General features: G+C 48.7%; 15 protein-coding genes. 8 read left to right on the top strand and 7 right to left on the bottom strand.

Going from position 1 to position 12781, the window contains the following annotated elements:
- From G604_RS14015 to G604_RS0108895, 6 genes are all read left to right on the top strand, one after another.
- A partial coding sequence (locus G604_RS14015) for a transposase (protein WP_036905119.1) occupies positions 1-274 on the top strand: 274 nt, incomplete at its 5' end.
- 60 nt (positions 275-334) lie between these two features.
- Positions 335-1111, top strand: coding sequence for an MvaI/BcnI family restriction endonuclease (locus G604_RS14020; RefSeq protein ID WP_051220329.1), 777 nt, complete (start codon positions 335-337; stop codon positions 1109-1111).
- A 2-nt stretch (positions 1112-1113) separates the two neighbouring features.
- The gene (locus G604_RS14810; RefSeq protein WP_051220330.1) at positions 1114-2061 is read left to right on the top strand and encodes a hypothetical protein; all 948 of its coding nucleotides are present in this window, start codon (positions 1114-1116) and stop codon (positions 2059-2061) included.
- Between the two features lie 35 nt (positions 2062-2096).
- Positions 2097-2837, top strand: coding sequence for an HNH endonuclease (locus tag G604_RS0108885; RefSeq protein ID WP_231376114.1), 741 nt, complete (start codon positions 2097-2099; stop codon positions 2835-2837).
- Positions 2838-2877: 40 nt separating this feature from the next.
- Complete coding sequence (locus G604_RS0108890; protein WP_028910252.1) at positions 2878-3258, top strand: hypothetical protein; 381 nt, start codon at positions 2878-2880, stop codon at positions 3256-3258.
- Between the two features lie 399 nt (positions 3259-3657).
- Positions 3658-4836, top strand: coding sequence for a C1 family peptidase (locus G604_RS0108895; protein ID WP_155941902.1), 1179 nt, complete (start codon positions 3658-3660; stop codon positions 4834-4836).
- 48 nt (positions 4837-4884) lie between these two features.
- Here the strand turns inward: G604_RS0108895 and mobV are convergent, their stop codons facing one another.
- The 6 genes from mobV to G604_RS0108925 all read right to left on the bottom strand — a co-directional run bounded on the left by mobV (position 4885) and on the right by G604_RS0108925 (position 9288).
- A complete protein-coding gene (mobV, locus tag G604_RS0108900; protein WP_028910254.1) occupies positions 4885-6336 on the bottom strand; it encodes a MobV family relaxase in 1452 nt (483 codons plus the stop codon).
- 270 nt (positions 6337-6606) lie between these two features.
- Positions 6607-6957 carry a hypothetical protein gene (locus tag G604_RS0108905; protein WP_028910255.1) on the bottom strand — a complete coding sequence of 117 codons (351 nt, stop codon included), beginning with the start codon at positions 6955-6957 and terminating at the stop codon, positions 6607-6609.
- Between the two features lie 15 nt (positions 6958-6972).
- Entirely contained in the window at positions 6973-7422 is a 450-nt protein-coding gene (locus G604_RS0108910; RefSeq protein WP_155941903.1) for a hypothetical protein, read from the bottom strand.
- Between the two features lie 41 nt (positions 7423-7463).
- The gene (locus tag G604_RS0108915) at positions 7464-7853 is read right to left on the bottom strand and encodes a hypothetical protein (RefSeq protein ID WP_028910257.1); all 390 of its coding nucleotides are present in this window, start codon (positions 7851-7853) and stop codon (positions 7464-7466) included.
- Complete coding sequence (locus tag G604_RS0108920) at positions 7843-8307, bottom strand: hypothetical protein (protein WP_154534355.1); 465 nt, start codon at positions 8305-8307, stop codon at positions 7843-7845. The genes G604_RS0108915 and G604_RS0108920 overlap by 11 nt, the downstream gene beginning before the upstream one ends.
- 12 nt (positions 8308-8319) lie before the next feature.
- Positions 8320-9288 carry a hypothetical protein gene (locus tag G604_RS0108925; protein ID WP_028910259.1) on the bottom strand — a complete coding sequence of 323 codons (969 nt, stop codon included), beginning with the start codon at positions 9286-9288 and terminating at the stop codon, positions 8320-8322.
- Positions 9289-9639: 351 nt separating this feature from the next.
- Between G604_RS0108925 and G604_RS0108930 the strand changes: the two genes are divergently transcribed.
- Positions 9640-10242, top strand: coding sequence for a recombinase family protein (locus tag G604_RS0108930; protein WP_028910260.1), 603 nt, complete (start codon positions 9640-9642; stop codon positions 10240-10242).
- A gap of 672 nt (positions 10243-10914) precedes the next feature.
- On the opposite strand, the gene G604_RS0108940 is transcribed toward G604_RS0108930, so the two are convergent.
- Positions 10915-11802, bottom strand: coding sequence for a DMT family transporter (locus tag G604_RS0108940; protein ID WP_028910261.1), 888 nt, complete (start codon positions 11800-11802; stop codon positions 10915-10917).
- Between the two features lie 159 nt (positions 11803-11961).
- Between G604_RS0108940 and G604_RS0108945 the strand changes: the two genes are divergently transcribed.
- Positions 11962-12735, top strand: coding sequence for a hypothetical protein (locus G604_RS0108945; protein WP_036905127.1), 774 nt, complete (start codon positions 11962-11964; stop codon positions 12733-12735).
- The last annotated feature ends 46 nt before the right edge of the window (positions 12736-12781 follow it).

The following is a 12781-nucleotide window of genomic DNA, read 5'->3' on the forward strand; positions in this document are numbered from 1 at the left end:
AATCTTTCGTACGAAGTCTAGCACCAAGGAGACTGCGAAGAAAGCGCTTGAAGGATGGTACAAGAAGGTCACCAAGTCTACCCTTAGAGAGATTAAATCCGTAAAACAGTCTATCCAGCACTACGAGGACGAGATACTCAATTACTTTATCAACAGAGACACTAATGCTTCTGCAGAATCGCTCAACTCCAAGATGAAAGCCTTTAGGTCATGCCTGAAGGGAATAAGGGATATACCCTTCTTTTTCTATAGATGTATTACCGTCTTTGGTTAGGCAGCGGCATCCGCCCGCCACGGACAATCCCCCTTGGGCCTTGCTTTGCCTATAAAAACGATGCTGAAAGACCTTGTAAAAGACATGAGTCAAATGGCCTCAAGTGTTTCGCAAGAATTGTTGGGGCTAATAAAAGAAAGAATGTCAGATTGGCTACCATCAGAGGTAATGGCCGACACTGGTATTGGGCGAACTGTAGAGTCCTGTCTGGGTATCTCTATGAACTCGGATAAGAATCCTGACTACAAGGGGATTGAGTTAAAGAGCAAACGAGCAGAAGCTAAAGTCAGAAACACTTTGTTTACACAAACACCTAATTGGCAGATTAGCAAACTAAAAAGTGCTAAGGAAATTTGTGCTAAGTATGGCTATTATCAATACGATGACGGTGTAAAACGCATGCATGTCACTCTCAAGTCATTATGCCCTAATCCTCAACATCTTGCATTGAATGTAAATATGCTATCAGATCTTTTGGAAGCTAATGAGTATTCTCCAATAGAGAACGAAGATGGAAGCTATAAAAAAGTTGATGACGTAGTCGTATGGCAGTTAATGACATTGCATCAACGGCTTCTTACTAAACACCGTGAGACTTTCTGGATAGATGTTGAAAACAAAGTTGAGCAAAATAAAGAATTCTTTCGTGTTAAGGACATTGTTCACACTAAGAATCCTATTGTTAACCAGTTTGACATTCTCATGGAGCAGGGACATATATCAGTAGATTTTCTACTATGTAGAAGAACTGGTGGAGACACTTATAGTTTTAAAATTGACGCAAAGTCTAGACCTTTGTTGTTTCCACAAAGTGAGACGTACATCATTAATCAATAAATATGAAGCATAATCTAATAGAGCAACTAAGAAAAGAGTCAGTTCTTGACCTCTTTGACGATAAAGACAAAGTAAGTTGGAATGTTTGGTATCGTAATATCGCTAAATATTTTAACCTCCATGAACCTTCGTATGAATCTTTGTTATCCTTAGGTGACCACCTTTCAGATGTTTTTAAGTCTACTAATAACGGTGATGCGCGTTCACAATCGAGCCTTAGCAAGGGAGGTACATATTGGGAGAAGCTGGTAACATGGTATATAAATATATGTAGCGTTGGTTCAAGGGTAGTAGCTTTTAGAGGAAGTAAGAAAACGCGTATCCCTGATGTGGTTTCCCAAGCACTAACAGTTGAATACAGAAACTTGGAATGTCAATCTGAAGCGGATATCATTGTTCTCGTATTTCCAAGAACTTACCCATTTGTCGAGGCGAAAGACTTACAATTATTTCTAAATAAGAAGGGCAACATAGACTTTGATGTTCTCTCTGATGAAATTGGAAAACAATTTTATTCCTTCCAGATAGGAGTTATACAATGTAAGACTAACTGGAATGATAATGCTCAGGCACCTATGTTATGGGATTTAATATATAAGTCCAAGAAAAAAGCCATAGACGGTATAACCGTAGGCTCTGCATTATATAGTATACAGAATATACCTTTTACTTACTCTTTTGTAACAGTGCCATCAAACAATTTGGATACCTATAGTCCTTCGTCAATCAGTGTAGCAAGAGTTACACATTTGTCAGGTGGAAATTATTGGGGGCATGAAAGCAAGAATGGAATAGCTTTGAGCTTATCAAAAATCTTTTCGAGGAACTATAGACAGGGCTATACAGACTGTGATATAAATATAGACTTGAAGAGAGAAATTAATGAATTGGTTGCTAACTATCCATATTTTTGGAAAGGTAATAAAAAACAAAAAACACACAAGAAATAGTAATGGTTAGGCGATTATGGACAAGGGATGAATTCATGATAGTCTTCAATTTGTACTTGAAGACTCCATTTGGGAAAATGTACAGCACAAATCCCGATGTAAAGCGAATTGCAGAACTAATAGGAAGAACAGCAGGTTCAGTTGCTCTCCGTCTCGCAAATTTTGCTTCATGCGACCCTATTCTTCAGCAACGTGGCATTAAGGGTATGACTGGTGGCTCAAAGCAATGTCAACCTTACTGGGATGAATTCTTTGCCGACAAAGAGAAGTTTGTCTTCGAAACAGAGCAAGTCCTTGCTCATTATCAAAAGACGTCTCTGGAGAAGAAGTACAAAAGAGTCCTTAGCGACATATCTGATAATTTAACAGGCAAAGACAAAGAGAGGATAGTTAAGACAAGAGTAAACCAAAACGTATTTCGGGCTATCATCCTTGCCAATTATGATTCGACTTGTGCTTTGTCTGGAATAGATATTCCTGAATTACTCGTAGCCAGTCATATTATGCCGTGGGCAGACAATAAAGAAGAAAGACTCAACCCAGAGAATGGTATTTGCCTTTCTTCTATCTATGATAAAGCGTTCGACCAAGGACTAATAACATTCAATGATGATTATAAGACAATACTTTCCAGCAAGATAAAAGCAAATGTAGGAAAGACATTCTATGCAGATTTCTTTGAACCAATTGAAGGAAAACAACTACTGACTCCAGAAAAGTATTTTCCGAGCAAACGCTTCTTAGAATACCATAGAGATGTAATATTTAATCATTAGAACAGATGATGAGATTAAAAATTCCAAAATATAAAATATCATGGATATAAAACAATTTGTAAAGGAGTCTGTTTCACAAATAGTAGAAGCTATCAATGAATCTAATCCCAAGCTACAATCCATTGGCTCATTCATACCTACAGGTGGGATGATAGGAGAAGGAGTTCTGTTTTCTGCAAATAGTGAACCTTCAAAAGATGCAAATAAAGAAAATAACCATCGACATTTCATTAAGGTTGATTATGATTTAGCTGTTACAGTATCCACTTCCACTACCTCTAATGCTGGCGGAAAAATAAAAATAGCAGTATTGGGAGCAGAAGGTACATATGAAGAATCAAATCAAAACCAATGTATCAGCAGGATTAAATTCATGATTCCTATTGCATTACCAAAGCAAGAGGCGAAGGAAGAAAGATAAACTTCTCATTTACACTGAATATTGCTATTTAAAAAACATGAAGACCAAATAGCAGCAGATATATTTGCAAAGGATTAGAAAAAGGAGACCTTCAGCAAGTGTAGGATGAGTGATCGTACAGGGGCATTCGTTCGTGCAGGCACGTCGTAGAGCCAGATTCGTGCAGCATACTCGCACTTGCTGATTCAAGCAGGCGGACTGTTAGCTTTCGTAAGGACACCTCAGAGATGCGTGCATCCGAGGGACGAAGTTCGTGCAGAACAGTTGACCGCCTACAGGCAGGTTTCCAGATGCAAAGGTAAACACATCTTGGGGATCACACAACGGCCAATAGTGCACATTTTAATAAAATCATATTTGAACAACATAAAATTTACAGTTATGATGACGCCATTGAAAATGCTATTGTCAGTCGCTTTTGCAACGACAGCACTGGCTGGTTTTGCCCAAAGCAAAGCACCGGTATTCACAACCATCAAAGCCAACGCGATAACGTCGGTGAAGGATCAGAACAGAAGTGGGACGTGCTGGGACTATGCCACCTGCGGATTCTTGGAGAGTGAGATCCTGCGCAAGACGGGCAAGACGGTGGACCTCGCCGAGATGTATGTGGCATATCAGGATTATCTCGACTGTGCCGACTACCATATCCGCATGCATGGCAGCAGCCGTTTCTCGGAAGGCGGCTCCTGCGACGACGTGGTGAGTGTCATCAAGCGATTCGGTATCGTGCCGGAAGAGGCGATGACAAGACCGGGAGCGATGGTAGGCGATAGTCTCGCCAATTTCAACGAGTTCTTCCCTGCCTTGGAAGCGTATGTCAACAACTATGCTGACAGCAAGCAGACCTCCATCACGACGCAGTGGCGGCAGGGCATGACGGGAATCTTGGATGCTTATCTTGGCACTTATCAGAAGGAGTTTAGCTATGGGGGCAAACGCTATACCCCGCAGTCGTTTGCAGCAAGTCTCGGACTTGATTGGGACGACTATGTCAGCGTGACCAGTTACACCCATCATCCTTTTAACGAGTGGATGGTGATAGAGGCACCTTACAAGTGGCGCCCGCGTCCGAGTTTCAACATTCCGCTGGACCAAATGATGGCGGTCATCGACAATGCCCTTGCCCACGGCTACTGCGTGGCATGGGGCGGAGATGTGAGTGGAGACAACTTCTCACGGAGCGGCATCGGCCTGGCCTTGGACAAACAGAAAGCCTACTCGTTGGCTGGGAGCGATGCGGAGCGGTGGCTCAAACTGCCGAAGGCACAGCAGAAGAGCAAACTCGACAGTCTCGGTGTGGATGCACCGGAGGTGACACCGACACAGGCTTTGCGGCAGAAATATTTCGATACGTGGGAGGCGACCTACGACCACGTGATGCTGATCTTCGGTACGGCGAAGGACAAGAATGGCAAGGAATACTATATGGTGAAGAACTCGTGGGGCGACTATGGCAACTACCATGGCATCTGGTATCTCAGCAAGAGCTTCGTGGCGATGTACACCACCTATATCTTCCTGAACAAGCACGCGCTCGACAAGCGTCTGTTGGATAAAATGGCGGTAAGGTTCTGAGCAGGTAATACAGGAAAGTTCGTCACCGTATTACTGATATTACCCGTCTTACCGCCCTCTCTGCCGCTTCTTCCCACCCGGCCGCATCATGGCGGCTGAGCGGGCGATACAGCGTCGCCACCACTGCTCGTCATCCTCATCCTTGTCACGTCCCCAGCCGGTGTTGTTGACGGTGCTGCCGCCGTTGGACTCGGCATAGGCGGTAGCCTCGCGGATGCAGTTAAGGGAAAGGAGCAGGGCACAGTTGATGACACCGGCGGCATTGTCGGTGAGATGGGTGAATCCTGACTCGTCGAGAAGATGCTGCTGGTGCTCGGAGAGCGTCGGACGGACGGGTTCCCAGGAAGAAGCCACCATGTCGTTGTAGGTCGCCAGCAAGTTCTTCTGCAGCTCCGTGGTCTTATAGTTGAAGTCTGCACCCAGATGCTCCCGTATCTCGGCATGTTCCTGTTTCAACGCAGCGAGACGCGCACGGGCAGCGAGGATGGTGCGCTCGGCATCCTCCAACATCTGCTGACGGAGAGAAAGCTTGCTCTTGACGTCTTCGAGCTCACTCCGCAAAGCCGCCATCCTGCTGGCCAAGGCAGCATGGTCACAACCGTCCTGGCCAAACTGACGGGCGATCTCGTCTATCTCATCCTGAATGGCCTGCTTGCGCTCCCGGAGATTGGCGATCATCGTCGAGATGCCCTTCAACTTTATCTCGGCCCGACGGATCTGCCGAAGCAGTCCCTGACGGGTGGTCTCCAGGTCGCACACCTCTGATACAAGCTCACGTTTGTATTCCTCGGTGGAGCGGTGCCGGGCTTTTGTCTCCTCCATATTGCTGCCACGTTCCAGTCCCCACTTCTTGTTGACCTGTTCGACAAGTTCGGAGTGCAAGGCGGTCATATTTGCCGATTCAGCCTCAATGGTACTGCCAAAGACTGTTCTCCATGAGATACGGTTACGGGCTATATCGACCGGCACCATTGTACAATGAATGTGGGGATTCTTCTCGTCGAGGTGGACATAGAAGCTGATGATGTTATCCTCGCCATAACGTTTGGCCATGAAATTATATACGTCACGTGCCCAGTCCTCGATCTCTTGGCAACGGGTGATGCCACTGTTGTCCGCCCCTTTCGTCAAATCGACTTTCTGAGTGCCAAAGGCGAGCTCATGCATCCGCTCACGGTTACCGCCAAAGATGAACTTGGCAATGGTGCGGTACTTCCGTTTGCCGTCAGCGTTACTGTTCGGATCCCTGATGCCGCGGGCTGCCAGGTTCTCAGCCATCTTCTGAGCGATGCTCTTGGATGTATCTATAGGCTGCACGACCCCTCCCCGTACGACCTCAAAGTTGAGCTTAGCACGGGTAGGGTCGTAGTTGGCAAGACTGTCCGCGGCTTTCTTCTTCCACTGTTGGGCAGTCCAGTTGCGTTGCTGCTCATCACTCTCTTTTTGACTGACACCACCCGTCTCAGAGCGCATGTCCATGACTTGTTTTCTTCCTGCCATATTCGTTTTTATTGACAATATTATTACCTATTCAGCCCGAGCTTGCTCCCCGCAGGAACTCCCTTGGAGGGGCTCTCAGGGCGTTAATGTAAGTTAACGCTAATTAGGCTTACCGATTTGGAAAATCGTGCCTAAACCGTAGGTTGCACTAAACTGGTGAAGAAAGGCAAGCAAGCTCGCTCGGCTTAGAAAATTATTGAAACGGAGTGCACCGGTTCCTGAAAGGTTTGAATGGAAAAGAAGGAGAATTTGAAGCATCGCGACATGAGGTTAAAGGAGTAAATGTTTGTGGGACTTCTTGGCCAAGGAGAACACGAAGGTGTTGCCCTTGCGCTGGCGTGAGATCACCGAGAGCGCGGCAAGCTCATCAAGGAACTGCTGTACGGTGTGCCGTTCCCAGTTCCATTCTTCAGCCAGGCGCATGTAAGAGGCAGTGAACGGGAGGACATGGATCTGTTCGCCCTGTTCATTACACACGGGAATGCCCTTGCCGATGGATTCCATCAGCCATACGAAAGCATCGTAACGTGACAGACGGTGACGGTCTTTGGTTCGAAGACAGTTGATGAGTTCGTGGCCGATGGCCATCCAGTTGACAGTCGATTTCTTCTTTTGCTTCATTGCTTATTCGTTGATTCAATGTTTAGTGGCATCAGATTCTGTAATGTTCTGCTGGGGTATGTCCGGCAGGCAGGCGGCTGTAATCAGGACAGCAGACAACGTGTAGGCGATGGGGAACATGCCGGGGATAAAGCCGATGGGAACCGCGATGGCGAAAATACCAAGATAGATGGGCATGGAGGAACGGATGAACAATAGCAGAAGGGTGTTGCGCTTGACGGCTATGGCAAAGAACGCATAGAGCGATGAGATGGCCAGACCGATCGTCACGGGGAAAGCCAACGAGTAAGCCAAATGGAAGAGGAGAATGACAATGGCAAGCAGACTTGCGGCAAAGTTGGCGCGCTTCTCGGAACGTGACAGACAGCGGCGGACAACCATGAGGCGACCCTTGCGGGCGAGTGCGATAGAGACGGCCAACGGCAGCAGCGAAACGAGTAATATGAAGAGTAATTTTGCAGTCATGATTTCTTAATAGTAATATGGGTAATACATGATGGTTGGGATTAGTTTTTGATGCAATCTACATAGAGATGGTAAGACGAGTTGGAGATCTTCAGCGTCAGCGATTTCAGCGTGGCCCGGCGAATGATCCACTCCACATCCCTGGGGGAAGGATTGCAGGTTTTCATCCGCTCAGCAAAGGCTTTGTCGCGGCGACTGATCTTCTGAATGATCTTGTCCATGTCGCCCTCATAGACGTTCCACACCGTCCGGCGCACATGATTCTTTGCCTTGCCGGAAAGCATGACACGGAGCACGTAACAGGAGGAACGTACGAGGCGGCTGCCTTCCTGCACCATATAGTCGTGCTTGGCAAAAGGCACTACGGCATGATAGGTGTCACCATGGGCGTTGATGACATCGGCAATGGAATAAAGCAGCTCAGGTCTCATAGCTCATCTTGCAAAAAACAGACAACAGTTCCTGGCTGGTCATCGCCTCGGTGAAGTCGAAGGACAGCGTGTGGGAGAGAAGATCGCTGTCGAGTTCTTCGGCAAAGACATCCACGGTGTCATAGACGGTGACGGCAACACTGTCTACAAAGCCGTCGGTGCCGGTGAGCAAGTTGATCTTGAACATGCTCTTGCCGAGCTTGGGACTGGCGAAGAAGCAGCAGTGGAGGATGCGCGGCTCTGACTTCTTTGAGCCGTGGTAGAGGAGCTGAAGGTCGAGGTCGTCGTCGATCATGTCCATCACCATGCCAATGGGGAAACGCTCTTCAAGGTTGAAGTACAGTACCGCCGAGTCCTCGGCGATGTCGGGTTCTACACACTGCTTGCTGTCAATGAGTTTGGGCAGCATCAATGGCATCAGGGCCATAAACTTGTTTACTTCTTTTACAATCATAATTAGTTTGGATTAGACGGATAAAACATATATTTTGAGCAACTGCTGTGGCAGCAGATAGTTCAATGCGCTCAGGTTGATGTCGAAGGTATCGGCAAACCGCCGCGACTTGGGCAGATGGGTGACGATATACTCGAACCGGCTGCGCTCCTGTGGGGTCATGGTGGCCAGCAGGAACGGGTCGATGCTGACAAAGGGCTGGATAATCATCCAGAGGTAGGCATTGCCCTGTGCCTTGCCTTTCATCTCCAGGCGGTTGATGTTCTCGACACACTCGGCGGAGTTCTGCAACAGCCTGCGCACGGTGCGCATGGACATATAGACGATAGCATCCTTGGAGGGGATGCGCCCTTCACGGGCAGCGATGAAGATGTTGCGGCAGATGGCCTCGGTGTTCCGGCTGATGTCTGCCAGGGGCTCGTCGTCCATCTCATAGAGGTGATGGAGGAAGGTGCGGAACATATAGTCTTCGTCACGGATGAAGCGCAGCATGTCCTCACGACTGTTGACGCCCTTGCTGAGGGTGGTGGTCAGGAAGTAGCGGTACCGTTTCAGGATGGAGGCCTTGTCGCAGACACTGATGGCGGTACTGTCGAGGGAGGTAAAGAAAGGTGTGGCAAGGCTGACGGCTTCCGCCAGTTCGCTGTCATCCTTATAGGTGCTGGTCTGCTCCTTGATGGACAGCACGTCGTCGTAGCCATAGCGCCAGGTCTCGGCGAGACGGAGCAGCTCTTTGCGGATGGAGTCACGGATAAGAAAATAGTCGTTCGCCTCATTATGGTACTTCACAAAAGCAGAGTCAGCAACGAGGAACTTGTAAACGGTATCGTTTACTTCCTTCCATTCCTTCAATGAGGCGACATATTCCTTGGTATTGCTGGTCCTGACAGATTTGATTTTACTGAGAAACGCACGGTAGGTTTCGACCGCACTGCGACTGGTGGTGAACTGGTATTTGTCGTCTTTATTACAAGCAGACAAAAGGACGGAAAACGTCAATATGGATAATATGGGTAATACGGTGAATATGGTATGAATGGTTTGCCGGACAAGTCTCCGTTCCGACTGATAATGATGGTGTTGCAATCCGTTTTTTCCGGTTGTTGTCATTGTTGTGATGGTTTTGGTGAGATACTACAACAAAGATAACAATTCTTCCTCAAAATAGTATGTCTTTTACCCGTTTTGCAACTTATTGGTTCTGTAAAACTCGAAAATAGAACCAAATACGCCGAATTTGGTACTAATTTCGTAATCTTTTGATATTATAACGGTTAACTTGCCGAGAAATGGAATATTTTTAGTATCTTTGTAAATAAATCACAGAGAAATATGAAACATATCGGATATATCGGTAATGCTCATATTAATGAGCACGGTGAGGATGCACTCCAGCAGATGCGGGTGCACGGGTGTGAGACGCTTTATAAGGAAAACGGCAAGGGCAGGAAACGGCCTCAATGGGAGGCGTTCATCAACGAGCTCCAGGAGGGTGACTGCGCGGTGCTGCTTTCGTTCGACAACGCCTTCTACAACTTCCACGATATGATATTCTTTGTGAAGTTCTGCCGGAAGACGGGCATAAGGATTGTCTCCATCGCCGACGGACTGGACACGCAGGACGAACTGTTCCCGGAGTCGAAGACGGTCAACACGCTGGACCTTATCTGCAAGGTGTTCAGCAAGCGCGACCGCAACACGCACGATGACCTGGAGGCGGAACTCTATTCCACCAACTACAACGACCGCAAACTGAAACGCTATAAGCTGGTCATCAACATGTATAAGGCGGGGTACTGCATCAAGGAGATTATGGAACGTACCGGTTACCGCAGCAAGAGCAACCTCTACAGGATACTCCACATGTATGATGTCCAGATGGAATATCCGTCGATGTCAAGGGCTGCCAATGCTGTGGCGGTGGCACGTGTATAGACAAGGAGTCAATTTCCCTTTCTTTAGGTTTCCCGAAGTGGTCGGAAACGGTTCAGGAAGGGTGGGAACAAAGCGGACGGCGGCTACAGTGACGGCACAGAATTGTTTTCACTGACAAGAAAGCGCAAGTGAAGACCGGCAACGTCGGGCTGCGGTTGCGCCTTGGCAGGGAAGTCAATTCGCCGGCACGTTCTGCTGAGCGGCCAGCCTTTGCCGGGAGTGTGCGGACGGTAATGGATGGACGGTCAGAAAAGCAGAATAGCCGTCGTCCGTTTTGTGGCGTGGGCATGGGCTAAGAAAACACTTAGGCATCGGGCAACGGCTGTGACCCTTTAATCGGGTAGGGGTCGTGAGGCACCCTGCAAGTGCCTTCTTCGTGGTGCCTCGCAACGGTGGGGCAAAGCAATAAGCCGGAACTTTTGCGGATGCGGTTGATGACTGGAGAGGAAACGGAACTTGTGCAGTCTTCACTCCAGTCATGGACCGGCATCAAGGAAGGACGGTATCGCAGAGCCGTCCCGCTGCAAGCGTTTGCCATGCGGTGCCTGAAAATGGAGTGAAGCATGACGGCGCAACGGCGAAGACTTGCGACTCCATGCGCAACGGAATGGCAGGACACGGCATGGCAGGAAAAATAGGGAAGGGTGGGAAAAAGCCTGGCGTGGGACGAAGTTATCTGTTGCCTTTGTTCCTTGAATGCACGGCAAGAATAGTCTGTACGGCTACCGACAAGAGGATGAGTGCGATGCCGCCCCAAAAGGCTAAAGAGAGTTCACCCGCCTCGCCAAAGAGCAACATGGCCAGCGTGATGGTGTAGATGGGCTCGAGATTATAACTCAGGTTGACGGTGAAGGCTGAGATGGAACGAAGCGACTGCAATTGGAGCAGAAACGGTCCGATGGTGAACAGCGATGCAAAGACGAGCAGGGCTATCAGGTCGTGGCTTGGCGGTACTACAACAGCCTGGGGTACAGCCACACCATAGACGAGGGTGGCCACAGCGAGCAGTATTCCACCGCCCGTGAGCTCATAGAGCAGCATGGTACTGCTGGCGCGTCCTGTAGTGGCCTGTACCCGTTTGCTGAGTACGGAGAAGAACGAATAAAGCAGGGATGAGAGACAGCCCACGGCGATGCCGGCGCGATAGCGAACGTCGAATCCGAAGATGAGCATGATGCCACAGACGGTCAGCAGACTGAGCAGCAGCTCACGCCACGAAGGGCGGTGCCGTCCGATGATGGGTTCAATGATGGCAGTGAAGAATCCCACGAGAGCAAAGCACACTGCACCGATGGACACGTTGGCCATCTTGATGCTGCCGTAGTAGCACACCCAGTGAACGGCCAACAGTACGCCGCAGCCCATCATCATGGCTACCTGACGCCACGGCAGACGGTGGAGCCGGTGCTGCACACCCATGTCAAAGGCGAGGAGCAGGGCGGAAAACAATACGCGATAGAACACCAGCGGCAGTTCGCTGATGGTGATGATCTTGCCAAACAAGCCCGTAGCTCCTGCTAACAGAATGGAGGCATGCAGACGCAGATATGAATGTTTCATAGATGCAAAGGTACAACAAAATGTGGATAAGCACATATTTATTAAGTAATGTATTGGTCGTTTCAAGGAAATTGATTATTTTTGCACCGATAAAAAGCGAAAGTATAACCCAAAGAACATAAAACAATTCATATTATTCACCAACAACATTTTCACGTTATGAAACATTTGAACAAGATTCGTGTTTTCACATTCGTCCTCATGCTGATGGCCGGAGGATTATGCTCAACCGCCAAGGCGCAGGCCGCCGAAATCGTTGAACCTGACACAACGGCTGCTGACCTGATGTATTTAGTCGCTGCTGACAACAGCCTGAAGGCACTGCCTATGGAAGACGGCAAGATGGAGAAGCACAAGAACAAGTTCGGCAAGCTTGCCTCCATCGTGAGTACTGCCGCCAGTGCCGCCGGAGCCTTGGGAGGTATCGGGATGATTGCGGGAGCAGGGAGCTCTTCCTTGGGAGCCGTAGTGGCTGGTGCCCAGGTGATGGGTACGGCTGCCAATGTGGGCAGTCTCGCCGATGCCGCCAACACGTTAGCAGGAGCCGAGGGCATGGACTTCACCTTCAGCGGTTCTTCATCTGCCTTGAAGTGCAGGCATGAGGGTAAGGACGTGAAGGTGCTGATTAATCTCAGGGCAGAGAAACGGGAGGACGGCATGGCACTGTTCAAGGTCGTGAGGTTCGCCTCGTCGAAGAAAGACCGCCGGCTGCAGTGGTTCCAGACAAAGGCGGCACTCATCAACACCGCAGACTCGGAGAAGGCTGACAAGGCTGGCTATCTGTCGTTCGGGTATCAGAACTTCGGAGACCACAGCTCCATCATCACGATCCCTGCAGCACGGCTGACACCGGGCGATTACGGGGTGTTCTACCTCGGTAATATGATCTCCCCGACGCTCTCCAGTATCTGTTATACGTTCTCTGTAGAGTAGTTTTTGTAGCGCAAAGAGAGGATGCTACAAGGTGTATCGTTTCATA

Origin of the sequence: Prevotella sp. AGR2160 (genome assembly GCF_000424185.1) — a bacterium.
Lineage (GTDB): Bacteria > Bacteroidota > Bacteroidia > Bacteroidales > Bacteroidaceae > Prevotella.